We start from the raw sequence: 21663 nt of genomic DNA, 5'->3' as shown, positions 1-21663 counted from the left end.
TCCATGATTTTTAAACTCGCCCTGCCATTTCTTTGCAAGCTTATCCTTCTTGGATCCGTTGCCTCCGCACAGGCGCAAACCGCAGCTGCACCCACAAGCCCTGCGAACGCGACACCGGTTGCCCCCGTCGAAGAACCCAGCACCATGATTTTGTCTGATACGCTGCGCTTTGACGATTCCAAAAAAGAAAGTACCTTTACTGGCAAGGTTGTGATGACGCGCGGCTTGTTGTCATTGAGCTCCGACGTGTTGTCCATGCGCGAGGACGCCGAAGGCAACCAGCACGGGATCGCAACAGCAGACCCCGGCAAGCGTGTCTTCATTCGCCAAGTTCGTCCCGAAAACTTCGAGGTCCTCGAGGGTGTAGCGCTCAAGGCAGACTACGATGGCAAAAATGAAACGTTTGATTTGATTGGTCAGGCCGTCGTCACTCGCTACATTTGCGGCAAACATTTTGATACGGTCAGTGGGCAGCAAGTCCGCTACAACCAAAAAACAGATGTCTATCAGGCTTTCTCCGGCCCCGACTCCTACAATCCAGACGGACGCGTGCGCTCGGTCGCACAACCTAAAGCACGCACTGAAGCAGCCATCTCAGCCTGCCGAGCCGCACAAGCCAATACGCCAACGCCCGCGCTCACGCCTGCGAGCCCTCCCGCTGTGGCGCCTCGCCCCTAATACCCAAAGACACCAAAGCTTCTCTATGCAAACATCGCACGCCCCCTCCAGCTTTGATTCACAAGCCCTGTCGAAGCCCGGTCAACTGAGCGCAACGGGTCTGCGTAAATCCTATGGCGGCCGGATGGTGGTGCAAGACGTGTCAATCTCAGTTAACAGCGGTGAAGTCGTGGGTCTACTGGGCCCCAACGGCGCTGGAAAAACCACAAGTTTTTATATGATTGTCGGATTGGTGGCCGCCGATGCAGGCCGGATTGAAATCGACGATACCGTTATCAGCAGCATGCCTATCCACAAACGCGCGCGCCTCGGGCTGTCCTACCTGCCCCAAGATGCCTCCGTATTCAGACGTCTGACCGTCGAAGAAAATATTCGCGCCGTACTCGAACTTCAAATCGATAATGATGGCAAAAAATTCTCCTCAAAAAAAATTGAGGAACAACTTGATTCCTTGCTTGATGAGTTACAAATCACCCATATCCGTCGCAACAGTGCGCTCTCCCTTTCGGGTGGCGAGCGACGGCGCGTCGAAATCTCGCGCGCGCTTGCCACACGGCCTCGCTTCATCTTGCTGGACGAACCTTTCGCCGGCGTTGACCCGATCGCAGTGATTGAAATTCAACGTATCGTACGCTTTCTTAAAAGCCGTGGCATCGGCGTGCTGATTACCGACCACAACGTTCGTGAAACCCTGGGTATTTGTGATCGCGCCTACATCATTAGCGAAGGTAAAGTGTTGACGACAGGACAGCCCGAGGAGATTATCAACGACGCTTCGGTGCGTCGCGTCTATTTGGGCGAACACTTCAAAATGTAAGTCAAAAAAAGATTGGATACTATCCTCTCTTTTCTGCTGCAGTGCAGCGTCAAAGTTTTGTTTTAGATCAATCTTTAAGGATTTATACCCTTGCTTTCTTCGACTAAATCATTAAACTAAAAATATGACAATTTAGTTAAAGGAGCGCCTCACTAAACCTCTGCACGTCAAACCGTAGTAAGTGTTTGCACTTCGTTCTATCCCTTTAATGGAGAGTACGCAATGAATCTGAACATTACTGGTCACCATCTTGACGTTACACCTGCCATCCGGGCATACATTCACACAAAGATGTCGCGCGTCGTGCGCCACTTTGATCATGTGATCGATACACAGGTCTTTCTGTCGCTCGAACCTCTCAAGCACCGAGCGGAATTGACCCTTCACATTCGAGGCAAAGACATCCATTGCGAAGCCTCTGAGGACAACTTGTATGCAGCGATTGACTTACTCGTCGACAAAGTCGACCGTAAGGTCTTGCAACATAAGTCACGTACCCAAGACCATCACCACATATCAGTCAAGCGACAAATCTTCGAGACTGTATAAAACTTAGACTGCAACGGCCAACGTCATCTGGCCGCACTGCAGCATATAATCAAATGCATGAAACTTTTGCCGCGTATCTTGCCTGTCAGCAACATCGTGCTCGACCTCACTGTTACGAGTAAAAAGCGCGCCTTTGAACAGGCTAGCCTTTTATTTGAGAATAATAACGGGATTGAGCGCGCGGCCGTTTACGAAAGCTTATTTGCTCGAGAGCGCCTTGGCTCAACAGCGCTCGGCGGGGGCATCGCCGTTCCTCATGGCAGAGTCAAAGGCATCAAACATGCCGCCGCTGCTTTTTTCAGGCTGGCACAACCCATTGCTTTTGACGCGCCTGACCATATGCCTGTTCAGCAATTACTTTTTCTCGTCGCCCCAGAAGCGGAAAATCAACAACATCTCGATATACTGGCAGAGGTGGCTCAGCGTCTTTCAGACCCCGCTTTACGAGCGCGCCTAGCCACCGAGGTCGATCCCATCGTTATCCATCAGCTGCTGACCGCCGGTCAGGCTTAGCTATAGAACGGTCGGCCTCTTCTCTCAACTACGGAGTCGCTATGCTGACGGTGCAGGATCTAGTGAATGACAATGTCGAAGACATTTCCTTCAAATGGGTAGCAGGACAATCGGCGGCGGATCGCCTGATTCCTGACAACGGGATGGCCGCTGCTGACTTGATCGGGCACCTGAATCTGATCCATCCCTCTCGTATCCAAGTCTTTGGTCGTGAAGAAATGGATTACTACACCCGCTTCGATACGCGTCGGCGAGTGCACCATCTCGAAGAGTTGCTCGCGGGAGGCGTTCCTGCCATCCTGCTAGCTGACGACTTACAGGCCACGGAGGACCTCATTCTCAACTGCGAGAATAGCCATGTGCCCCTCTTGTCAACCTCGGTTCATGCCGCAGAACTAATCGACCTCTTACGCATTTACCTCAGTCGTCGACTCGCCCCGACCACCACGGTACACGGTGTCTTTATGGATGTGCTGGGACTCGGCGTTCTGATTACGGGCGAATCTGGCCTGGGCAAAAGCGAGCTTGCGTTGGAGTTGATTTCTCGCGGTCACGGACTCGTCGCCGACGATGCGGTTGAGTTGTCTCGCACCGCACCCCATGCCATCGAGGGCCATTGTCCGGAGCTCTTGCGCAATATGCTCGAGGTACGGGGTTTGGGTTTGCTCAATATCCGAACCATCTTTGGTGAAACCTCCGTACGACGCAAAATGAAGCTCAAACTGATTGTGCATCTGGTTCGCGCAACCGCACAGGACAAATTCGAACGACTCCCCTTACAAGATATGACGCAGGATATGCTCGGTTGTCCGATTCGCAAAGTCATGCTTCAGGTCGCAGCCGGCCGAAACCTCGCCGTCCTCGTCGAGGCCGCTGTTCGTAATACGATCCTCAAACTACGTGGCATCGACACGCTCGCCGAGTTCATGGCACTGCAATCGGCCGCTATTGCTCAAGGGAAAAATTAATATGCCTGCGCTCAAGGTCGTTCTCTTGACGGGTATTTCTGGCTCTGGCAAGTCCGTGGCATTGCGCATGCTCGAAGATGCAGGCTACGTGTGCGTCGACAATCTTCCGCTGCGTTTTTTGCATGATTTTATTACCTCGATGCGCGATGATGTAGCAAGTCGGATTGCGGTCGCCATCGATGTCCGCTCCCCTGGTGAGCTTGCAGAAATGCCTGCCGTCATTAGTGCGCTCAACACGACACAGACTGAATTTAAATTGATTTTTCTTGATGCGGACAATGAAACGCTGGTGCATCGCTACTCAGAGTCACGCCGTCGTCATCCCTTGGCAGAGCGGTTGACCAAAAAAGGGTTGAGCGCGACGCTAGAAGAATGCATTCAACTAGAGCGCAATCAACTCAGTGACCTGCGCAACTTAGGTCACGTGATCGACACGTCGGGCCTCATGCCCGGTCAACTCCGCGCCTGGATTCGCGACCTGATACAAGCCGACCGCAAACCACTGCTTATCACCTTTGAATCTTTTGCGTTTAAAGAAGGTGTCCCCAGAGACGCCGACCTGGTGTTTGATGTGCGATGCCTGCCAAATCCCCACTATGATCCCGCGCTGCGGCCACTCACCGGTCGAGATCAACTCGTCTCGAACTGGCTCAAAAGTTTCGCGGATGTCGAACTGATGGTCAGTGACATTGAGGGCTTTATTCGTAAATGGTTGCCGCGTTACACCGAAGACACACGCAGCTACCTGACGGTCGCCATCGGTTGCACTGGTGGTAAACATCGCTCCGTGTATGTGGTCGAAACACTGGCACAACGCTTTGCAGAACAACAATTGCTAGTGCGGCATCGTCATCAACCCGAGATCTCCGGATGAAAAGCGGCTCGGCTCGACTGCTGCGACTGCTGAGTATCTGCGCTTTATGTGGACTCCTCGCAGCCTGTGGCTCGAGCTCACGCAAAGGCGGCTATTACAAAGACGATGGGCCCGGCCCCAACCCACCCGCAAATTTGGATCGCGTGCCAGATGCCGTACCCAAAATCGAACCGCTCGCACGGGGTCCAAATCGACCCTATACCGTGCTAGGACAAAGCTTTACACCTGATACAAGCGGAAGCCCTTATCGCGTTCAAGGTCGCGCCTCATGGTACGGCAGAAAGTTCCATGGCAATCCGACCTCGAACGGTGAGCGCTACGATATGTACGCAATGACCGCTGCGCATCCCACGCTGCCGATCCCCAGCTATGTCAGGGTCACGCGCGTGTCGACCGGCAAGACCGTCGTGCTGCGCGTCAACGACCGAGGACCTTTTCTTCGGGGCAGAGTGATTGATTTGTCCTATGTGGCGGCCTATCAACTCGGCGTTCTCGCCCCCGGTAGCGCTGAGGTGATCGTCGAGCGAATCATGCCTGAGGAAATTCGTAACTGGCGCGTGCGTAAACCTTAGCCGTGCAGCGAACTGAGGGACTTCCTGTGTTCAGAAAAACGACCCTTTACGTCTCTTCGCGTTTCGCTTTGAGCGCAAGTGCTCGGGTATACAAGGCATCACGCGGCTGACCGGTCGCCTTGGCCGCTACACGGGCAACGTCGCGTACGGACATCGACTCAAGCAGTACATCAAGCCACGCATCAATCGAGGCAGTCTCTTGCAGTTCGAGCCCCTCTGACTGCACGACAACAGGAGGATGAATAATGACGACATACTCTCCTTGCTCGCGATGCGGATCCTCTGCGAGCCACTGCGCTGCCTGCGCAATTGGCATGGTCGCAATTTCCTCGAAACGTTTAGTCAGCTCGCGGGCAAACGTCACCTTGCGTGTCGGACCAACCACTGCCACCGCATCTATCGCACTGGCGACAATCCTATGCGGCGCCTCATAAAATACAGTTGCCGCGGGCAGTTGTGTCCATTGCCTAAACCAACGCTGCCTCGCAGCTGACTTGATCGGAGCAAACCCCGCGAACACAAAACCCGGCGAAGCATCCGTCGTGACGCCTGCGCCCATCAGCGCCGTGATCAACGCATTTGCGCCGGGCAAAGGGATCACCCTCAAACCCGCTTGCCTGACGGCCTGCACCACAAGACCTCCCGGATCACTCACTGCGGGCGAGCCCGCATCAGATATTAAGGCCACCCGCTGTCCTGACTGAAGGCGTGCGACGATCTCTGTCGCAGCACTCAACTCATTATGACGATGCGCAGCAATCAAGGGCGTATTGATTCCCCAAGCTTCGAGCAAGTTCCGGCTCGCCCGAGTGTCTTCGGCGGCAATTACATCTGCCCGACTCAGGGCATGCCAGGCACGCAAACTCAAGTCACCTAAGTTTCCAATCGGTGTCGCGACGACATACAGGGCGTGCGTCGGCCATTGCTGTCCCTCCATACGCTCACTCAACCGACCCCAAGAGTCTGGCGGCGAATCGGAATGTGCGTGTTCGGTCATTGCGGATAGGCTAGATTCATTCATTGTGTCAGTGTAGACCGCCCAACCACTCTGCGTCACGCACAAGCGCCTCCTATGACCCAAACGCCCACGCCAGATTTGACTCTTTTTACCCTCGCCGAGGCTGCGCAACAGCGCGCGATCCTCGCAAGACGACGCAAACAGCGCCGCCGCGCGGCCAACAGACGCGCTTCGGACAAAACGCGCTCAACCCGCGAGAGGGCCCGCAGCAACAGCCAACGCATTGGAGACCTCTATGAGCGGCGGGCTTGGGAAGTCTTACAGCAGGCAGGCTGCGCCTTGCTGGGGTATCAACTCCGCTGCCCTCTCGGCGAACTCGATCTGGTGGTCAAAGAGGGCCAAGTCCTTGTTTTCGTCGAAGTTCGCTATCGACGCAGCCGCCTTTACGGTGGCGCGACGGCTAGCATCACTCGCGCCAAGCAGCAAAGATTGCTCAAAACCATCGATTGGTGGCTACCCAAGCTTGTACGGGAGGCCTTTGGCGGCAAGATGCCGCAATGCCGAATCGATCTTGCCACCTTCGACCAAGACAACCTGACTTGGCACCGTGACGCCCTGCGCTTGAGCCAAGATAAGTGAGATAATAAAGATTCTGTATTTCAGATCATAGCCATGGACCTTGCCAACCGCCTTGCCGCCCATTTCGAGGACAACATCGCCGCGACACGACGCAGCATGGATGTGCTCGCCGACCCCCTCACGCAGGCAATCGACTTGTGCTTTGGCTGCGTCACCAACAATGCAAAAATTTTAGCGTGTGGCAATGGGGGCTCTGCGGCTGATGCGCAACACTTTATCGCCGAACTCGTCGGACGTTTCGAGCGTGACCGTTTGCCTCTGGCTGGCGTAGCGCTCAACACCGACACCTCGATCATGACGGCTGTGGGGAATGATTACGGTTTCGATCATATTTTCTCACGTCAGATCAGTGCGCTTGGTCAACCTGGCGATGTGCTTGTCGCGATTTCCACGAGCGGCAATTCAGCGAACGTCAAGCTTGCCATTGCAGTCGCCCACGAACGTGAAATGCGTGTCATCGCCCTCACTGGCAAAGGCGGCGGCCAGATCAAAGACCTTTTACTCGATAACGACATCCACCTGTGTGTGCCGCACGACCGCACCATGCGCATCCAGGAAGTTCACATCCTTCTGTTGCACATCCTGTGCGATGGCATAGATCATTTATTACTTGGAGATCCCGCATGAGCCTTAAAAGACAATTCATTCGTCCTTTGATCCTATGCGCCGCCCTGATTGCTGCGGGATCAACGCTAACCGCATGCGTGCCCTTACTCATTGGCGGAGCCGCAGCCACAACCGGCATGGTCGTCGTCGATCGACGTAGCTTAGGCGAACAAGTCGAAGACAAATCCATCGAACTCAAAATCGGTGGTCAGTTTCGCGAAAACTTCGGCGATGCGGTTCGCTCAACGATCACTTCCTACGATGGCGTCGTGTTACTCACGGGCGACACCATCAGTAGCGAGTTCAAAAATCGAGCGGCAGAGATCGCACGCAAAGTCGAACACGTTAAATCCGTCTCCGACCAGATTGTTGTCGTCAAAGAACTGGCCTCCTTTGGAGTTGTGACCAATGACATCTGGATTACCTCTAAGGTCATGACAATCTTGGCGACCACCAAAGACATTCCCTCCCGCACCATTGTCGTCACAACAGATCGCAGCATAGTCTATCTGATGGGCCTGGTGACCCAACGCGAAGGTGATATGGCAGCCGCCGCCGCGGCCAAAGTCAGCGGCGTCAAGCGCGTCGAAAAGCTCTTTCAGATCATCACGCCCGAGCAAGCAAAACGCCTGGATGACGCAGCGCGTATGGGAAGCAACAACACCAAGCCCACCACACCTCTAGGCGAAGCCCCGGTAAGTGGCTCGGGTGCAATGGGTGGGGATGCCCCGCCTGTCGGTGGTGTCCAAGTGATGCCGATTCAATGAAAAAAATCGTAGCTTTAATTCTCTTGGTCGTTGTGGGTGGCTTGACGACTTGGTTCGTCAGTACCCGCGCGACCCCTGCTCCAGACGTGACATTGACCTCGCTCTCGGGCCAGAAAATCGCTCTCTCTGAGTTGCACGGCAAGGTTGTATTGGTCAAGTTTTGGGCGACCAACTGTGTTAGCTGCGTGGCACAGATGCCCGATAATATTGAAAACTATAACAAGTACCATGCTCAAGGCTTTGATCTCATCGCCGTAGCCATGGAATACGATCCCATCAACTTTGTCCAAAAGTTCGTCGAAACACGCAAACTACCCTTCACTGTTGCGCTGGATACACAGGGCACAGTCGCAAAAGCCTTTGGTGATGTCAAACTGACCCCGATGGCATTCCTAATCGATAAAAATGGCAATATCATCAAGCGTTATTTGGGCTTGTACGACAAAACCGAATTACGCAAATCGATTGAAAAAGCACTCGCGGGTTAAGCTCGCCCTTATAAAAATCCACCTCTTTCACTGCTTGCCCACCCTAATGCCTCAGCCAAATGAATAGCCAGCCTCCCTCTGCCTCTATGCCTCCCGAAGTCGTCGCAAAAGTGCTCTCTGAGAGCTTGCCCTATATCAAACGCTTCCATGGCAAAACCATCGTCATCAAATACGGTGGCAATGCGATGACCGAAGAAGTTCTTCAGCGCAGCTTTGCACACGATGTCGTCTTGCTCAAACTCATCGGACTCAATCCCATCGTCGTTCACGGCGGCGGCCCTCAGATCGATGAAGCGCTGCGCAGAATCGGCAAGCAAGGCACCTTTATCCAAGGCATGCGCGTCACAGACGCCGAGACCATGGAAGTCGTAGAGTGGGTACTCGGCGGACAAGTGCAACAAGACATCGTGTTGATGATTAACGAAGCGGGTGGGAAAGCCGTTGGCCTCACTGGCAAAGACGGCTGTCTCATTCAGGCTCGCAAGAAAATGATGCCCAACAAGGACGATCCCGCCAACCCAATCGACATCGGTTTTGTGGGCGACATCGCCCACGTCGAACCTGCGGTCGTCAAGGCCTTGCAGGACGATCAGTTCATCCCCGTGATTTCTCCGATTGGCTACGGCGAAGACGGCCTTGCCTACAACATCAACGCTGACATCGTCGCTGGCAAAATGGCAGAGGTACTGGGTGCCGAAAAACTGCTCATGATGACCAACACACCCGGCGTACTCAACAAAGATGGGCAATTGCTGCGCAGCCTATCGGCACAAACGATCGACGCACTCTTTGCCGACGGCACAATCTCTGGCGGCATGCTCCCCAAAATCTCCTCAGCCCTGGATGCCGCACGTAATGGTGTGAAATCTGTGCACGTCGTCGATGGTCGCGTCCCGCATTGCCTGCTGCTCGAAATCCTAACGGATCGCGGCGTGGGCACCATGATCACCTCAGAGTGATTCACAAGCGGTTCGCACCCCATGCCCCGATCCGCACGCGGCGAGCCCGCGTGCATACCCCTGCACGCAAAGCAGCGATTTCCAAAGCCCGCGAACGCGTGTGGCTGTTCGATCTCGACAATACCTTACACGATACTTCTTACAAGATATTTCGAGAAATTAATCTTGGCATGACCGCAGCCGTGATGGAGAGCCTAGAGGTCGATGAAGCGACCGCCACTCACCTGCGGACAAGCTATTGGAAACGCTACGGAGCCACCTTGATCGGTTTGGTGCGTCACCATGGTGTAGATGCCCATCAGTTTTTGCATCGCAGCCACAACTTTGAAGTCGGCCCCTTGATTCGAGCCGAACGAGGTTTGGCGCACAAGCTGCGTCGCCTGCCTGGTCGCAAAATTCTTGTGACCAATGCGCCACTGCATTATGCCCGCGCTGTCATGAAACATCTCAACATCCTACGCTGCTTCGATGGGTTTTGGGGCATTGAGCAAATGCGTCTGCACGGACACTACAAACCCAAACCTTCCGTGACTCTCATGCGTCACATCCTCGCACACGAAGGCATCCATCCACGACGGGCCGTGCTTGTCGAGGACACGACCGCAAACCTGCGCGGCGCGAGACATGCTGGCTTGCGCACAGTCCATGTTTTTCACCCCGGCACGCCCTTTGCGAAAGGCAAGCGAGGGCGTCCCAATTACGTAGACTTACGAGTAAACTATGTAGGTGATTTATTGCTCCAAAAGCGCACCCTGCAAGGTATGTGACTTAAAGCTCATGCAATGCTTCATCCTCCTTAACGGCTAATTCTGGACTTGAGTGTATGTCGGTCAAAACGGGCGAACGCAAACATCAGATTCTGCAAACACTCGCAGAGATGTTAGAGCAACCGCGGGCGGCGCGGATCACTACCGCGGCGCTCGCCGCCAAAATGCAACTCTCCGAGGCTGCGCTTTATCGACACTTTGCGAGCAAAGCGCAAATGTTCGAAGGCCTCTTCGAATTTATTGAAACGACTATCTTTACGCTCGTCAACCAAATCGTCGCCACCGAACCAAAAGGCATCGAGCAAGCGCGCAAAATTGCCGTCATGTTAATGACGTTCTCAGAGCGCAACAGAGGGATGACTCGTGTCTTATGTGGTGATGCGCTCGTCACCGAGGACGAGCGGCTTCAAGGACGCGTCACCCAGATTACAGACCGCATTGATGTCGTGTTCAAACAGTCACTGCGCCAGGCTCTCACAAGCGGTGAAATCAACCCCACAACCGAAATCACCCCACTGTCTGCCGCTCTCACGCATCTTGTCTTAGGCAGTTGGTTACGCTTTGCACAAAGTGGTTGGCAAGCAGCCCCCTCTACACACATGCACACGCAACTCAAACTTCTGTTAGATCAGCGCGGCTAGGTTCGATCCGCACAGACAGGGCAAGCCGGATCACGCTTGACGCGCACGCTATGCCACTGCATTTCAAAGGCATCGAGCATGAGCAACCGTCCCTTGAGTGACGTACCGACACCTGCAAGCACTTTGATCGCCTCGGCAGCCTGCATACTCCCAATGATCCCGACCAATGGCGCAAAAACGCCCGTTGTCGCGCAACTCAACGCTTCGATATCGTCGGCCTCGGGAAACAAACAGTGATAGCAGGGTGCTTGCTCATCCCGAGGATCAAACACACTGATTTGACCTTCAAAACGGATGGCAGCACCTGAGACCAAAGGTTTTTGATGGATCACGCATGCTTTGTTCACAGCATGCCGTGTCGCGAAGTTATCCGTACAGTCCAAGACAACATCGACTGTGGCAATCTCCGCGAGCAAGCTCTCCGGTTCCATTCTTGTTGTGCGTACCTCAACCTCGATGTCGGGATTAAGAGCCAGCATCGTTTGACGACCAGACTCGGCTTTGAGCCAGCCGACGCGAGCGTCTGTGTGCAGAATCTGACGTTGCAGGTTACTCAGTTCAATCGTGTCGTGGTCAGCCAAAACAATATGACCCACACCTGCGGAGGCCAGATACAAGGCGGCGGGAGAGCCCAGTCCGCCCGCACCAAGAACCAATACGCGCGCCGCGAGTAATTTTTCTTGGGCCTCTATGCCAAACTCATCGAGCAAAATATGTCTGGCATAACGAAGAAGCTGGCTATCCTTCATTTGCCCTTTGGCGCAGCTCCGGAGGACTCTGCACTCGCATTCTTTGGACGAGGCACTGCCTTTTGGATAGGCTTGCCTTCGAGGAAGTTGATCGCTTGATTCAACTGGAAGTCCTCGGGCGTACCAAATTGGAAAATCTTGTCTGTGTCGGCAAGAGGCGCTTCCTCTTCTTTTGTCTTTTTCTCAGACTCTGGTTGACCGCTGCGGCTATTACTCAGATGACGCTTAAGGTCTGCCTCGCGTGACATACGGAACAAATCTCCCTCGGCCGTATCAGCCACGACAATATCAGGCATGATGCCAGTCGCCTGAATCGATCGTCCTTTGGGTGTGTAATAACGCGAGGTTGTCAGCTTGATCGCCGTTGTGTCTGAAATCGGCAGGATGACTTGGACCGAGCCCTTACCAAAGGTTCGATTGCCCATTATGGTGGCGCGCTTATGGTCCTGAAGCGCACCCGCGACAATTTCCGAGGCGGAGGCAGAACCTACGTTGACCAAGACCACCATGGGGACGGTTTTAACCCAAGCAGGCAAACCGACCAAATAGTCACGCTCACCGCGCGCATAGTCCGCGGGGTTGGATAAATACTTTTGTTTAGCGTCGGGTGCACGACCATCCGTTGACACAACTAAAGTGTCGGGCTTGAGGAAGGCGGCCGACACACCAATCGCACTTGTCAGCAAACCACCTGGATCATTACGAAGATCTAGAATCAATCCGCGCGGCGCACCTTTTTCACCCAGCTCCTTCAAGTGGCGCACCAAGTCCACACCGGTTTTTTCCTGGAATTGCGCAATACGAATGTAGCCGATATTGTCCGGCAACATCTTGCTGCGCACGCTGCGCACTCGGATCGTGTCACGGACGATCTTAATGACGATGGGCTGCGCCTGTCCCTGACGAGAAATCGTCAACGTAATCGGCGTCTTGACCGGGCCGCGCATCATTTTTACGGCATCTGTTAGCGACAAGCCCTTGGTCGAGGTATCGTTGATTTTGGTAATCACATCACCCGCGCGAATGCCTGCGCGCGCTGCCGGTGTGTCCTCGATCGGCGAAATCACTTTGACCATGCCGTCTTCAGTGCCGACTTCGATACCCAAGCCACCGAACTCACCTTGCGTGGCACTCTGCATTTCTTTGAAAGCATCCGCATCCAGATAGGCGGAATGAGGATCCAGATCAGACAACATGCCTGAGATCGCACCGCTAATCAGTTTTTTATCAGAAACGGGTTCGACGTAATTATTTTTAATCGCGGAAAACACGCTTGAAAACTGACGCAACTCGTCAAGCGGCAAAGGCGAACCTCTTTGGGCGACCGCACTGAGCCCAAGACTTAAGAGCACACCTGCGATGACGCCAACGGACACCAAACCTATACTACGTATTTTGCGAGTGCTCATGCACATTCCCAAGTTGAATGCCGATCAAACTAAAAACAACAAGACAAATAAGACAAAGCGTAATGGTCTGCGCGAAGAATGGCAATCCTATACCGTACTTCCTACCGGGATAAAAGCGTCAAAGGGTCTACGGCTGCGCCACGATGCCTAATCTCGAAGTATAGGGCCGAATCCACCTGTCCACCGGTACTTCCGGCAAGAGCCAAGGGATCTCCAGCCCGCACCGAATCCCCGACCTGTTTGAGCAGACTCTGGTTATAGGCGTAAACGCTCAAATATTGCTCCCCATGGTCAACGATGAGCAAATTTCCGAATCCCCGAAGCCAGTTGGAATAGACCACGGTTCCTCCGCCCACAGCATGGACAGGTGTGCCACCAGAGGCTTTGATCAACACACCTCGCCATATGCCACCCTCCGGTCGATTCGTGCCAAAGCGGGCCATCACAGTGCCCCTCAAGGGCCATCGCAAGCCTTTTTTAAGACCCTCGCCAGACTCAGGAGTCGCCGCGGCCTCGGAGGCACGCGCTGACTCCTTAAGCTCCTGCTCCTGGGCGACTCTACGCGCACGCTCGATCTGCTGCTCCTCGGCTCGGCGCACCGACTCGGCTTGTTTTGCTTGCTCCTCGCGTTTAGCCTGCTCAACCAGCTTCGCTTGCTCTGCGCGACGCGCCTCTTCCGCCTTTTTTGCCTCCTGAATCTGTCCGCCAAGACTATCAATGAGCCCACTCAGTCGCTGGTCGTCCTGGCCTAAGCGCACGGCCTCAGAGCGTTGAGCCTGAATTTGGCCTTCAATCCTAGCCAGTACCGTTGCGCGTTCCTTTTGCTGCGATTCCAACACCGAATGCTGTTGCGTGGTTTCTTCGACCAACTGTGACACCTCTTTTTGACGCACCTCCAAGCGCGCCTCAAGTTGCGCCAAACGCTCAATCTCAATTTTCAGCTCGGCAACCGTCTTGGCGCGAGCCTGCGAAATATAGTCGAGGTAGGAAAGATTGCGACTCAGCTCTTGGGGATCATCGCCGGAGAGCAAGGCCGCCCAAGGCGATAAACCACTTGCATATTGCCGACGCAATTGATCCGAAAGCTCCTCGCGGCGTTGCACCAGAATGCCTTGTTGACGCTGAATCTGGTTTTTTAAAGCCTCAAGCTCAGTGCGTGCTTTTTTAAGCTGGGTAGACAACTCGTTGAGTCGTCGCGTTGTTTGAGAGATCGCGACCTCGGAGACCTTGAGGGCATCGGCGGCCTCCTTACGAACTGCCTCGCGCGCATCTAGCTCCTTTTGGAGCGTTTGAATACGGGCGCGCAAATCGGCTCGCTGACGCTCGACAGCGCTGCGACGATTCGCCAAATCGTCCGCCTCTGGCGCGGCCAGCGTTGCGCCCACCATGGCCGACAAGGCCACCGCGACGCACCACCGCCAGAACGCCAATCGCATACGACTATTCCTTTTTCGCCTTGCCTTGCGCCTCGACCGCGGCCATCGCTGCGGCGATTTCGGCTGGATCGCCGAGGTAATAATGCCGAATCGGACGCAAATCCTTGTCGAGCTCGTACACCAGAGGCTGCCCGGTCGGAATATTCAGATGAACAATGTCCTCTTCGGAAACGTGGTCAAGATGCTTGATTAATGCACGCAAGCTATTGCCGTGCGCAGAAATCATCACACGACGACCGGCGCGTATGGCAGGGGCAATCGTTTCTTCCCAAAACGGCAGCACACGCTCGACCGTGTCTTTCAAACACTCCGTCGCAGGCAATTGCTGCGCGGTCAGTCGTGCATAGCGCGGGTCAAACTTAGGGTGCCTAGGGTCATCGAGTGCGAGTGGGTTGGGTGCGATTGCGTAGGCGCGCCGCCAGATCAGCACCTGCTCATCACCATATTGGGCGGCTGTTTCAGCCTTATTGAGACCCTGGAGCGCGCCGTAGTGCCGCTCATTGAGGCGCCAATTGTTATGAACGGGCAGATACATCGCGTCCATCGCATCCAGTGCGATCCAGAGCGTGCGGATGGCGCGTGTGAGCACCGAGGTAAAGGCGATATCGAATTCGTAGCCCTGATCTTTCAACATTTGACCAGCTTTATGCGCCTGCTCCCGACCCAGATCAGTCAGATCGACGTCGGTCCAGCCCGTAAAACGATTTTCGAGATTCCATTGGCTTTCGCCGTGACGCATCAATACAAGTTTATACATGGCAGACACAGGTTAAAGTGTGGTTAAAACATCATTTTATAATTGTCTGAGTGATATTTCATAACCCGCCCCAAATTTGGGCTGCAACCGCTTCTCTGGATACACCGTGGATTTCTTTTTTAGTCAAAATAACCTGTTGTTAATTGGCGTAGCCTTAGTCTCGGGCTTGGCACTCGCCTGGCCCATGATCCAAAGCAAACGTGCTGGTGCGAGCATCTCCTGCACAGAAGCCGTGCAATTGATGAATCATCAGCATGCCATCATGATTGATATTCGCCCTAGCGATGCTTACAAGTCGGGTCATATTGCGCAAGCTCGCAGCATCCCCGCCATCGAAATTGAGAAAAAAGCGGCCAATTTGCCCAAAAACAAGCCATTGATCGTCGTATGCGACTTTGGTCGCACCGCTGGCAGCGCTGCGGTACGCCTACGTGCCCTTGGCTTTACGCAAGTCAATGTGCTCGGTGGCGGCATGCGCGCCTGGTCGACCGCCGGACTGCCCTTAACTACAAAATAATGACCTCTCGGAGCCTCAGATGAATAAAGTCGTGATGTACACCACCGGTTATTGCCCCTTTTGCACGCGCGCCGAAATGCTGCTGACACAGCGTGGTGTGGCGGAGATCGAAAAAATCCGGATTGACGAAGACGCCGCGCAGCGCGCGCTCATGATGGAACGCACCGGCCGACGAACCGTGCCTCAGATCTACATCGGGGACACCCACGTTGGCGGTTTCGACGATTTGTCTGCGCTGGATCGCGAGGGCAAGCTCTTGCCCCTGCTCAACGGCTAAATACCCTTTGCTCTTTTTTTCTGTTTTTTTTTGCTGTTTTCTCGCGATTTCTTGACTCGAAATCAAAATCGCCTCTATTTTAGTTTTTACTGGAAATTTTCATGGCCGAACAAAACACTCAAGCTGACAACGCTCCCTCCTTCAATATGCAACGCGTATATCTGAAGGATCTCTCGCTTGAGATGCCTAACGCACCGGGCATCTTCCTCGAGCAAGAAGCCCCCGCGGTCGAGGTTTCGATCAACATTGGCGGTCAGGCCTTGGCCGAAACCGTCTTTGAGTCCACCGTGACCGTCACCGTCACCACACGCATCAAGGACAAGGTTTTATATCTGGTCGAAGCGACACAGGCCGCGATTTTCGAAATGGTAAATATCCCCGCCGAACAGATCGATCCCTTGATGGGCATCGTGTGTCCGACCATGCTTTACCCTTACCTGCGCTCCAATGTCGCCGATGCGATCACGCGCACTTCGTTACCCCCATTGCACTTGGCTGAGGTCAACTTCCAAGCCCTCTACGAACAACGCATCGCTCAGGCAACCCAAGAAGCTGAGTCCGCACCTGCTGATTCGGGCCTGATTTTGCCCCCCGGTGTGACACGTCAATAACGCTGACCTCCCATGACCATGCACAACGCTGAACAAGCACCGCGACCCGTTGCGGTGCTTGGTGCTGGCGCATGGGGCACCGCTCTTGCATGCGCGGCGAGCCGCCATGCCCCCACGATGCTTTGGGCGCGTCATCCCGCGTTCGCCGAGCAACTGACTGCTCGTCGAGAAAACACCCGTTATCTGCCAGGCATTGCACTACCAGACTCTCTTTTGTTTACCTCCAACCTTGACCATGCCTTGGCGCACACGTCAGCCAGAACGCCAGAGGCTGCAGGTTTGCTTATTTTGAGTGTTCCCCTCGCTGGCCTGCGTGTTTTATGCACTCAGCTCGGCGAAAAACTGTCGCAACCGCTCACAGGCATCGTATGGACCTGCAAAGGCCTAGAGGCTGAGACCGGCATGCTGCCCAGCGAGATTGCACGCGAGGCGCTGAGCGCTGTCCCCAACATCCCAACAGGTGTGCTCTCCGGTCCCTCCTTCGCCCGGGAGGTCGCCCAAGGCCTCCCCGTTGCGCTCACCATTGCCAGCCACGATGCGGCGTTAAGACGCGCAACGATCGCAGCACTGCATGGTGGCGCCATGCGCGTCTATGCCAACCAAGATGTCATTGGCGTCGAGGTCGGCGGTGCCCTAAAAAACGTCATGGCGATTGCCTGCGGCATCGGCGAGGGGCTCGGTCTGGGCACTAACGCACGCGCAGCACTCATTACCCGAGGTCTGGCGGAAATGACCCGCTTTGGCGAGGCTCTAGGCGCCCATAGCGCGACCTTTTCTGGCCTCACCGGACTCGGAGATCTTGTACTGACCGCGACGGGCGACCTGTCGCGCAATCGCCAAGTCGGCCTCGAAATTGGTCGCGGCAAATCCTTAACCGAAGTGTTGAAGACAGGCCTCACTGCCGAAGGCGCGCGCTGCGCGCAAGCCGTTCTCAAGCGAGCCTCTCAGCTCGGTGTTGAACTACCCATTACCCATGCTGTGTGCGAGGTGCTGTTCGAGGGCGTCGGGCCCTTCGAAGCTGTCACACGACTGCTCTCGCGCGTCGCGACAACTGAATAATAGGTGCCCCATGTTTTTTTCTTCGCGTTTGTTTTGTCTCCTGGCCTGCGCACTCACGCTCATGACCACCTTTGCGTTACGTCCCGTATCTGCACAAAACACTTGGCCGCATGAAAAGCCGATTCACCTGATCGTTCCTTTTCCCGCTGGATCCTCACCTGACATTCTGGCGCGCACTCTCGCTGCCCCGCTCGCTAAACAGCTCGGACAAAATATTGTCGTTGAAAACAAGCCCGGCGCAGGCGGCAACATCGGCACCCGCTTTGTGGCACGTGCGCCTGCCGATGGTTATACGCTGCTCTACACGATCAACGGCCCTCTCGTCACGGCACCAACGCTTTATAAAAAAACACTGGGCTACGACCCCGTCACTGACCTCGCACCAATCACCTTAGTCGCGACCAGTCCAAACGTTCTAGTGGTCAATGCAAGCTTTACCGGTGTCAACATCGCCGACTTTGTCGCCCAAGCCAAACAACACGATGGCCGATGGAACTACGGCTCCATCGGCGCCGGCAGCGCGTCCCACCTCGCGATGGAGCTCTTTAAAAAACAAGCGGGTGTTGCGCTCACGCATATTCCCTACAACGGCTTTCCACAGGTCACGACAGCCGTCATCGCCCAAGACATTCAGGCTGCTTTCATGGTGCCGGCGATCGCGATGATTCAAATCAAAAGCGGTAAAGTCAAAGCCTTAGGCGTCACGAGCCAACAGGCGATCGCCACACTACCAGGCATCACGCCGCTCTCCGAGCAGGGTTTTGCCGACTTTGAAGCAATTTCCTGGAATGCGATTCTGGCACCTGCGGGGACCCCTGCAGTCATCCTTGAGCGCCTCCACAAAGCGCTCGCCGAACTGTTGGCCAGCGAAGAAATTAAAAACAAATTTGCCTCTCAATATTTTTCAACAGTCGGTTCGAGCCCTAGCGAGCTCAAACAGCGCATCCAAGATGAAAAAAGACGCTGGGATGCCGTGATAGAAGACCTCAAGCTTTCGCTGGACTGAGTACCGCGGATCGAGACGTTTGTTTTTTACACGGCGCCCGGATAGCCTTGCTGTCGCCAGGCCTCAAACACCACCACCGCCACTGCGTTGGAAAGATTTAAACTACGCTGTCCTACCAACATCGGCAAACGGACGCGCTGAGTCGGCTCAAACAGCGCCATTTGCTCTGCCGAGAGACCTGCGGTTTCACGTCCAAACACAAAGACATCACCCTCGAGCAAACTGACCTCGCTGACCAGCAGCGTGGCTTTGGTCGTCATGGCGAATACACGCTCGGGTGGTGCCCCGGTCGCTTTAATCGCCAGGGGTAAACTATCATGTACCTTGACGGGCTGCCACTCGTGATAATCGAGACCGGCGCGTTTGAGTCGCGTGTCATCGATCTCAAAACCGAGCGGGCGCACAAGATGTAGCCGCGCGCCCGTATTGGCGCACAAGCGGATCACGTTACCCGTGTTGGGCGGAATTTCTGGCTGGACAAGAATGACATCAAACATGAGCGCTATTTTGCCAGAGTCCGCGCAGCAACGAGGGCGATGACGCCTTGAGCTCCAGCGCGCAACAACGCAGCAGAGGCCGCCTCCAGCGTGCTCCCTGTCGTGAGCACATCATCGACCAAGCCTAACCAGCCACCACTGACTGGAATACGCCCTTCGTACAGTCCACACACACTCTCCTGGCGCGCACGCCAATCCAGATTTTTTTGACTGTGAGCTTCGCGCGTTCTGCGCAACCATGCGCCCCGTAACGGTAAGCCGCTTAAGCCCGCGAGCTCGCGCGCGATTTCACCCGCGGGATTCAAGCCACGTCGCAACATTGCCTCGCGACTAGACGGAATAGGAACTAAAGCCGTCAATGGCGGCAAGGCAGGGCATGCCATTTGCATATTACGCCACAGCAATCTGGCGAACAGCCCCGCATCCGTCAGTCGTCCCTGCGCCTTGAAGCGACGCATCAGCTGATCGCCAGGCGCCGCAAAGTGAATCCCTGCCATGGCACGGGCATACGTCACCGGCCGTTGGCAACAAGCTTCGCATAATGCACTCAGTGCGTGCGGCGGTCCCAAACTGCCGCAGGGGGCTTGGTACAAACAACGGCGACAATGTCGACGCGCATCGAACTCGAACCTGACCTCGCTCTCGCAAGGGCGGCAAAGGTCCCCGCCGACGGCAGCTAAACCACATAAGGGACATGGGGCGCGGAGTATTTGTCGGATTTTTTCTCGGATAGAGTACATTTTCATTCCTCAAGCCTTTATTCTGCACCAGCACCGCACGCCTTTTTTTATTGCTATGACAACAACATCCATACTGAGTCGTCTCCCTTTGAACGTTGATCACGTCCTGCGTCAATTCAACCGCAGAGGCGACCTCAAAGAGGCTCAGTTTTTATATGGCGAAATCGCGCGCCGCATGGACGAGCGCTTGAGGCTTGTGCGTTTAGAGCCCACGCAACTATTAGATGCAGGTTGCGGTGCCGGGGCTCAAATCCCACTTTTGTACGCGCGCTACCCTAATGCCCACTTCATTGGTCAGGATCACAATGCAGGCTTGCTCACGCTTGCACAGCAAGCCGCACACAATATCTATCCGCACGGTTGGCGGTCGTGGGTCGGACGTTTGCGTGGAGATTCACCAGCGACCTCTTGGATCCAGCAGGATCTCGCGCAAACAGGTCTCGATCCCGAGTCTCTCGATCTCGTTTGGTCCAACCTAGCATTGCACTGGCACCCAGCCCCGCACGAGGTGCTTCAGGAATGGGGGCGCATTATTCGGCCAAATGGCTTAGTGTTTTTCTCCTGCTTTGGTCCCGCGAGCATGCAAGAGCTTCGTCAAGCGTTGAGCACTGCAGGTCTCAACACCAGCACGCCCAGTTTTGTGGACATGCACGATTTTGGTGACTTGCTGATTGAAAAAGGCTTTGCCGATCCGGTCATGGATCAAGAAGTACTCACGCTCACCTACGCCACGCCGGAAAAGCTTTTGCACGATGTCAAAAATCTTGGTGGCAATCCTGCTCTGGGACGTAAAGCGTCGCTCACGACGCGTCAATGGCGACAGCGTTTACTGGATGCGCTAGAAGAACAACGTCGTCCTGACGGCCGTATCCATCTCACCATCGAAGTGGCTTATGGTCACGCCTGGCGCAGCGCAATGCGGCGCGGCCAGGCGGGGGAAACGCGCATCAGCGTGAGCGCGATTCAGCGAAAATCAGCCGAAAAATGAGTCGTAGGCTTTGTAGGCCATGTATGCCGTCAAGCCAAATAACAAGTAAGCAAAAATACGCTTGAGTGTTTTGACAGGAAGGTTGTGGGCAGCACGCGCGCCGACAGGAGCCAGCACCACGCTGCACATTGCCAAAATAATCAAAGCCGGCCAATAGATGTAGCCGAACATCTCAAAGGGCAAACCTTCTTTGTGCCAGCCAGACCAGACGTAACCGATCGTATTGGCCAGTGCGATCGGAAAACCAAGCGCAGCCGATGTGCCCACAGCCTGATGCAAGGGAATATTGCACCAGAGCATGAAGGGCACAGAGATGAACCCACCGCCAGCACCCACTAAACCAGAGACGAAACCAATCGTACCTCCCGCACCTACAGTGCCGACTTTACCGGGCATGTGACGTGAAGGTTTGGGCTTTTTATCACGCAACATCTGAAAAGCTGAGTAGCCCACGAAGACGGCAAAAAAGAGCGCCAACCAGCCCGTTTTAAGGAAAGAAAAAATAGCCCCGCCGGCAATCAAACCGCCTACTACGATACCGGGCGTCAAGGCCGCGACTAAATCCCAGCGCACCGCCCCCCTTTTATTGTGCGCGCGCACACTCGACACCGAAGTAAATAAAATAGAAGCCATCGATGTCGCGATCGCCGCATGAACGATCAATTCAAGCGGCAAGCCTTGCCAAGTCAGCAAAAGCGTTAAAAAAGGGACGAGCAGCATGCCACCGCCAATGCCCAGTAATCCGGCGGCAAAGCCGGTCACACAGCCTAGAATGGCAAGGGCTAAGATAAATAATGGATCCATGAGGTTGAACTCGATCT

At 54.8% G+C, this 21663-nt stretch carries 27 protein-coding genes and 1 pseudogene; 20 read left to right on the top strand and 8 right to left on the bottom strand.

Annotation, left to right across the window (positions count from 1 at the left end):
* Positions 1–3: 3 nt before the first annotated feature.
* The 7 genes and pseudogenes from lptA to AC8GE9_RS13055 all read left to right on the top strand — a co-directional run.
* On the top strand, positions 4–678 hold the full coding sequence (gene lptA / locus AC8GE9_RS13085; protein ID WP_506677581.1) for a lipopolysaccharide transport periplasmic protein LptA: 675 nt from the start codon (positions 4–6) through the stop codon (positions 676–678).
* Between the two features lie 25 nt (positions 679–703).
* Entirely contained in the window at positions 704–1495 is a 792-nt protein-coding gene (lptB, locus tag AC8GE9_RS13080; protein WP_506677580.1) for an LPS export ABC transporter ATP-binding protein, read from the top strand.
* 222 nt (positions 1496–1717) lie between these two features.
* A complete protein-coding gene (hpf, locus tag AC8GE9_RS13075) occupies positions 1718–2044 on the top strand; it encodes a ribosome hibernation-promoting factor, HPF/YfiA family (protein ID WP_506677579.1) in 327 nt (108 codons plus the stop codon).
* 57 nt (positions 2045–2101) lie between these two features.
* Positions 2102–2557, top strand: a complete 456-nt coding sequence (locus AC8GE9_RS13070) for a PTS sugar transporter subunit IIA (protein ID WP_506677578.1) — start codon at positions 2102–2104, stop codon at positions 2555–2557.
* A gap of 41 nt (positions 2558–2598) precedes the next feature.
* Entirely contained in the window at positions 2599–3525 is a 927-nt protein-coding gene (hprK, locus tag AC8GE9_RS13065; protein WP_506677577.1) for an HPr(Ser) kinase/phosphatase, read from the top strand.
* Position 3526: 1 nt separating this feature from the next.
* Complete coding sequence (gene rapZ / locus AC8GE9_RS13060) at positions 3527–4399, top strand: RNase adapter RapZ (protein ID WP_506677576.1); 873 nt, start codon at positions 3527–3529, stop codon at positions 4397–4399.
* A pseudogene (locus AC8GE9_RS13055) lies at positions 4396–4947 on the top strand (septal ring lytic transglycosylase RlpA family protein); the annotation flags it as partial. The gene rapZ and the pseudogene AC8GE9_RS13055, both read left to right, overlap by 4 nt.
* A gap of 70 nt (positions 4948–5017) precedes the next feature.
* Here AC8GE9_RS13055 and rsmI read toward each other — a convergent pair.
* A complete protein-coding gene (gene rsmI / locus AC8GE9_RS13050) occupies positions 5018–5968 on the bottom strand; it encodes a 16S rRNA (cytidine(1402)-2'-O)-methyltransferase (RefSeq protein WP_506677812.1) in 951 nt (316 codons plus the stop codon).
* 75 nt (positions 5969–6043) lie between these two features.
* On the opposite strand from rsmI, the gene AC8GE9_RS13045 reads away from it, so the two are divergent.
* From AC8GE9_RS13045 to slmA, 7 genes are read left to right on the top strand one after another with little or no spacing between them, the layout of a single operon-like run.
* A complete protein-coding gene (locus AC8GE9_RS13045) occupies positions 6044–6568 on the top strand; it encodes a YraN family protein (RefSeq protein WP_506677575.1) in 525 nt (174 codons plus the stop codon).
* A 33-nt stretch (positions 6569–6601) separates the two neighbouring features.
* On the top strand, positions 6602–7195 hold the full coding sequence (locus AC8GE9_RS13040; protein ID WP_506677574.1) for a phosphoheptose isomerase: 594 nt from the start codon (positions 6602–6604) through the stop codon (positions 7193–7195).
* On the top strand, positions 7192–7941 hold the full coding sequence (locus tag AC8GE9_RS13035) for a BON domain-containing protein (RefSeq protein ID WP_506677573.1): 750 nt from the start codon (positions 7192–7194) through the stop codon (positions 7939–7941). The genes AC8GE9_RS13040 and AC8GE9_RS13035 overlap by 4 nt, the downstream gene beginning before the upstream one ends.
* Positions 7938–8429: a peroxiredoxin family protein gene (locus AC8GE9_RS13030; RefSeq protein ID WP_506677572.1), complete on the top strand. Its 492-nt coding sequence runs from the start codon at positions 7938–7940 to the stop codon at positions 8427–8429. The genes AC8GE9_RS13035 and AC8GE9_RS13030 overlap by 4 nt, the downstream gene beginning before the upstream one ends.
* Positions 8430–8488: 59 nt before the next feature.
* Entirely contained in the window at positions 8489–9388 is a 900-nt protein-coding gene (gene argB, locus AC8GE9_RS13025) for an acetylglutamate kinase (protein ID WP_028816511.1), read from the top strand.
* Between the two features lie 50 nt (positions 9389–9438).
* Positions 9439–10155: a pyrimidine 5'-nucleotidase gene (locus tag AC8GE9_RS13020; protein WP_506677571.1), complete on the top strand. Its 717-nt coding sequence runs from the start codon at positions 9439–9441 to the stop codon at positions 10153–10155.
* Positions 10156–10211: 56 nt separating this feature from the next.
* Positions 10212–10796 (top strand): nucleoid occlusion factor SlmA, encoded by a 585-nt coding sequence (gene slmA, locus AC8GE9_RS13015; RefSeq protein ID WP_506677570.1) that lies wholly within the window; start codon positions 10212–10214, stop codon positions 10794–10796.
* Here slmA and AC8GE9_RS13010 read toward each other — a convergent pair.
* The 4 genes from AC8GE9_RS13010 to gpmA all read right to left on the bottom strand — a co-directional run bounded on the left by AC8GE9_RS13010 (position 10793) and on the right by gpmA (position 15147).
* Positions 10793–11545 carry a HesA/MoeB/ThiF family protein gene (locus AC8GE9_RS13010; RefSeq protein WP_506677569.1) on the bottom strand — a complete coding sequence of 251 codons (753 nt, stop codon included), beginning with the start codon at positions 11543–11545 and terminating at the stop codon, positions 10793–10795. The genes slmA and AC8GE9_RS13010 overlap by 4 nt on opposite strands.
* Positions 11542–12954, bottom strand: a complete 1413-nt coding sequence (locus AC8GE9_RS13005) for a S41 family peptidase (RefSeq protein ID WP_506677568.1) — start codon at positions 12952–12954, stop codon at positions 11542–11544. Before AC8GE9_RS13005 ends, AC8GE9_RS13010 begins: the two co-directional genes overlap by 4 nt.
* A gap of 101 nt (positions 12955–13055) precedes the next feature.
* A complete protein-coding gene (locus AC8GE9_RS13000; protein ID WP_506677567.1) occupies positions 13056–14390 on the bottom strand; it encodes a murein hydrolase activator EnvC family protein in 1335 nt (444 codons plus the stop codon).
* 4 nt (positions 14391–14394) lie between these two features.
* Complete coding sequence (gpmA, locus tag AC8GE9_RS12995) at positions 14395–15147, bottom strand: 2,3-diphosphoglycerate-dependent phosphoglycerate mutase (protein WP_506677566.1); 753 nt, start codon at positions 15145–15147, stop codon at positions 14395–14397.
* 106 nt (positions 15148–15253) lie between these two features.
* On the opposite strand from gpmA, the gene AC8GE9_RS12990 reads away from it, so the two are divergent.
* From AC8GE9_RS12990 to AC8GE9_RS12970, 5 genes are all read left to right on the top strand, one after another.
* Positions 15254–15664, top strand: a complete 411-nt coding sequence (locus AC8GE9_RS12990; protein WP_506677565.1) for a rhodanese-like domain-containing protein — start codon at positions 15254–15256, stop codon at positions 15662–15664.
* Between the two features lie 19 nt (positions 15665–15683).
* Complete coding sequence (gene grxC / locus AC8GE9_RS12985; RefSeq protein ID WP_506677564.1) at positions 15684–15941, top strand: glutaredoxin 3; 258 nt, start codon at positions 15684–15686, stop codon at positions 15939–15941.
* Positions 15942–16042: 101 nt separating this feature from the next.
* Positions 16043–16552 (top strand): protein-export chaperone SecB, encoded by a 510-nt coding sequence (gene secB, locus AC8GE9_RS12980; protein ID WP_506677563.1) that lies wholly within the window; start codon positions 16043–16045, stop codon positions 16550–16552.
* Positions 16553–16570: 18 nt separating this feature from the next.
* Positions 16571–17611, top strand: a complete 1041-nt coding sequence (locus AC8GE9_RS12975; RefSeq protein ID WP_506677811.1) for an NAD(P)H-dependent glycerol-3-phosphate dehydrogenase — start codon at positions 16571–16573, stop codon at positions 17609–17611.
* A gap of 61 nt (positions 17612–17672) precedes the next feature.
* Positions 17673–18617: a Bug family tripartite tricarboxylate transporter substrate binding protein gene (locus AC8GE9_RS12970; protein ID WP_506677810.1), complete on the top strand. Its 945-nt coding sequence runs from the start codon at positions 17673–17675 to the stop codon at positions 18615–18617.
* A 26-nt stretch (positions 18618–18643) separates the two neighbouring features.
* Here AC8GE9_RS12970 and AC8GE9_RS12965 read toward each other — a convergent pair whose 3' ends face one another.
* Positions 18644–19114 carry a tRNA (cytidine(34)-2'-O)-methyltransferase gene (locus AC8GE9_RS12965; RefSeq protein ID WP_506677562.1) on the bottom strand — a complete coding sequence of 157 codons (471 nt, stop codon included), beginning with the start codon at positions 19112–19114 and terminating at the stop codon, positions 18644–18646.
* A 5-nt stretch (positions 19115–19119) separates the two neighbouring features.
* Entirely contained in the window at positions 19120–19860 is a 741-nt protein-coding gene (locus tag AC8GE9_RS12960) for a ComF family protein (protein ID WP_506677561.1), read from the bottom strand.
* 49 nt (positions 19861–19909) lie between these two features.
* Between AC8GE9_RS12960 and AC8GE9_RS12955 the strand changes: the two genes are divergently transcribed.
* A complete protein-coding gene (locus AC8GE9_RS12955) occupies positions 19910–20842 on the top strand; it encodes a methyltransferase domain-containing protein (protein ID WP_506677560.1) in 933 nt (310 codons plus the stop codon).
* On the opposite strand, the gene AC8GE9_RS12950 is transcribed toward AC8GE9_RS12955, so the two are convergent.
* Complete coding sequence (locus AC8GE9_RS12950) at positions 20828–21646, bottom strand: sulfite exporter TauE/SafE family protein (RefSeq protein WP_506677809.1); 819 nt, start codon at positions 21644–21646, stop codon at positions 20828–20830. The two genes, AC8GE9_RS12955 and AC8GE9_RS12950, sit on opposite strands and share 15 nt — an antisense overlap.
* Positions 21647–21663: the final 17 nt, after the last annotated feature.

Source organism: Zwartia lucis (genome assembly GCF_965234455.1).
GTDB classification, from domain to species: domain Bacteria; phylum Pseudomonadota; class Gammaproteobacteria; order Burkholderiales; family Burkholderiaceae_B; genus Zwartia; species Zwartia lucis.
This window is presented reverse-complemented; position numbering and strand designations above follow the sequence as displayed.

Bases quoted from the DNA above. Each gene is read 5' to 3' on its own strand.
- lptA (WP_506677581.1), top strand. From the start codon at position 4: ATGATTTTTAAACTCGCCCTGCCATTTCTTTGCAAGCTTATCCTTCTT.
- AC8GE9_RS13030 (WP_506677572.1), top strand. From the start codon at position 7,938: ATGAAAAAAATCGTAGCTTTAATTCTCTTGGTCGTTGTGGGTGGCTTG.
- AC8GE9_RS12975 (WP_506677811.1), top strand. From the start codon at position 16,571: ATGCACAACGCTGAACAAGCACCGCGACCCGTTGCGGTGCTTGGTGCT.
- rapZ (WP_506677576.1), top strand. From the start codon at position 3,527: ATGCCTGCGCTCAAGGTCGTTCTCTTGACGGGTATTTCTGGCTCTGGC.
- secB (WP_506677563.1), top strand. From the start codon at position 16,043: ATGGCCGAACAAAACACTCAAGCTGACAACGCTCCCTCCTTCAATATG.
- grxC (WP_506677564.1), top strand. From the start codon at position 15,684: ATGAATAAAGTCGTGATGTACACCACCGGTTATTGCCCCTTTTGCACG.
- hpf (WP_506677579.1), top strand. From the start codon at position 1,718: ATGAATCTGAACATTACTGGTCACCATCTTGACGTTACACCTGCCATC.
- AC8GE9_RS12960 (WP_506677561.1), bottom strand. From the start codon at position 19,860: ATGAAAATGTACTCTATCCGAGAAAAAATCCGACAAATACTCCGCGCC.
- slmA (WP_506677570.1), top strand. From the start codon at position 10,212: ATGTCGGTCAAAACGGGCGAACGCAAACATCAGATTCTGCAAACACTC.
- AC8GE9_RS13035 (WP_506677573.1), top strand. From the start codon at position 7,192: ATGAGCCTTAAAAGACAATTCATTCGTCCTTTGATCCTATGCGCCGCC.
- AC8GE9_RS12950 (WP_506677809.1), bottom strand. From the start codon at position 21,646: ATGGATCCATTATTTATCTTAGCCCTTGCCATTCTAGGCTGTGTGACC.
- AC8GE9_RS12955 (WP_506677560.1), top strand. From the start codon at position 19,910: ATGACAACAACATCCATACTGAGTCGTCTCCCTTTGAACGTTGATCAC.
- gpmA (WP_506677566.1), bottom strand. From the start codon at position 15,147: ATGTATAAACTTGTATTGATGCGTCACGGCGAAAGCCAATGGAATCTC.
- AC8GE9_RS12970 (WP_506677810.1), top strand. From the start codon at position 17,673: ATGACCACCTTTGCGTTACGTCCCGTATCTGCACAAAACACTTGGCCG.
- AC8GE9_RS12965 (WP_506677562.1), bottom strand. From the start codon at position 19,114: ATGTTTGATGTCATTCTTGTCCAGCCAGAAATTCCGCCCAACACGGGT.
- AC8GE9_RS13005 (WP_506677568.1), bottom strand. From the start codon at position 12,954: ATGAGCACTCGCAAAATACGTAGTATAGGTTTGGTGTCCGTTGGCGTC.
- AC8GE9_RS13045 (WP_506677575.1), top strand. From the start codon at position 6,044: ATGACCCAAACGCCCACGCCAGATTTGACTCTTTTTACCCTCGCCGAG.
- lptB (WP_506677580.1), top strand. From the start codon at position 704: ATGCAAACATCGCACGCCCCCTCCAGCTTTGATTCACAAGCCCTGTCG.
- AC8GE9_RS13040 (WP_506677574.1), top strand. From the start codon at position 6,602: ATGGACCTTGCCAACCGCCTTGCCGCCCATTTCGAGGACAACATCGCC.
- argB (WP_028816511.1), top strand. From the start codon at position 8,489: ATGAATAGCCAGCCTCCCTCTGCCTCTATGCCTCCCGAAGTCGTCGCA.
- hprK (WP_506677577.1), top strand. From the start codon at position 2,599: ATGCTGACGGTGCAGGATCTAGTGAATGACAATGTCGAAGACATTTCC.
- AC8GE9_RS13000 (WP_506677567.1), bottom strand. From the start codon at position 14,390: ATGCGATTGGCGTTCTGGCGGTGGTGCGTCGCGGTGGCCTTGTCGGCC.
- AC8GE9_RS13070 (WP_506677578.1), top strand. From the start codon at position 2,102: ATGAAACTTTTGCCGCGTATCTTGCCTGTCAGCAACATCGTGCTCGAC.
- AC8GE9_RS13010 (WP_506677569.1), bottom strand. From the start codon at position 11,545: ATGAAGGATAGCCAGCTTCTTCGTTATGCCAGACATATTTTGCTCGAT.
- rsmI (WP_506677812.1), bottom strand. From the start codon at position 5,968: ATGACCGAACACGCACATTCCGATTCGCCGCCAGACTCTTGGGGTCGG.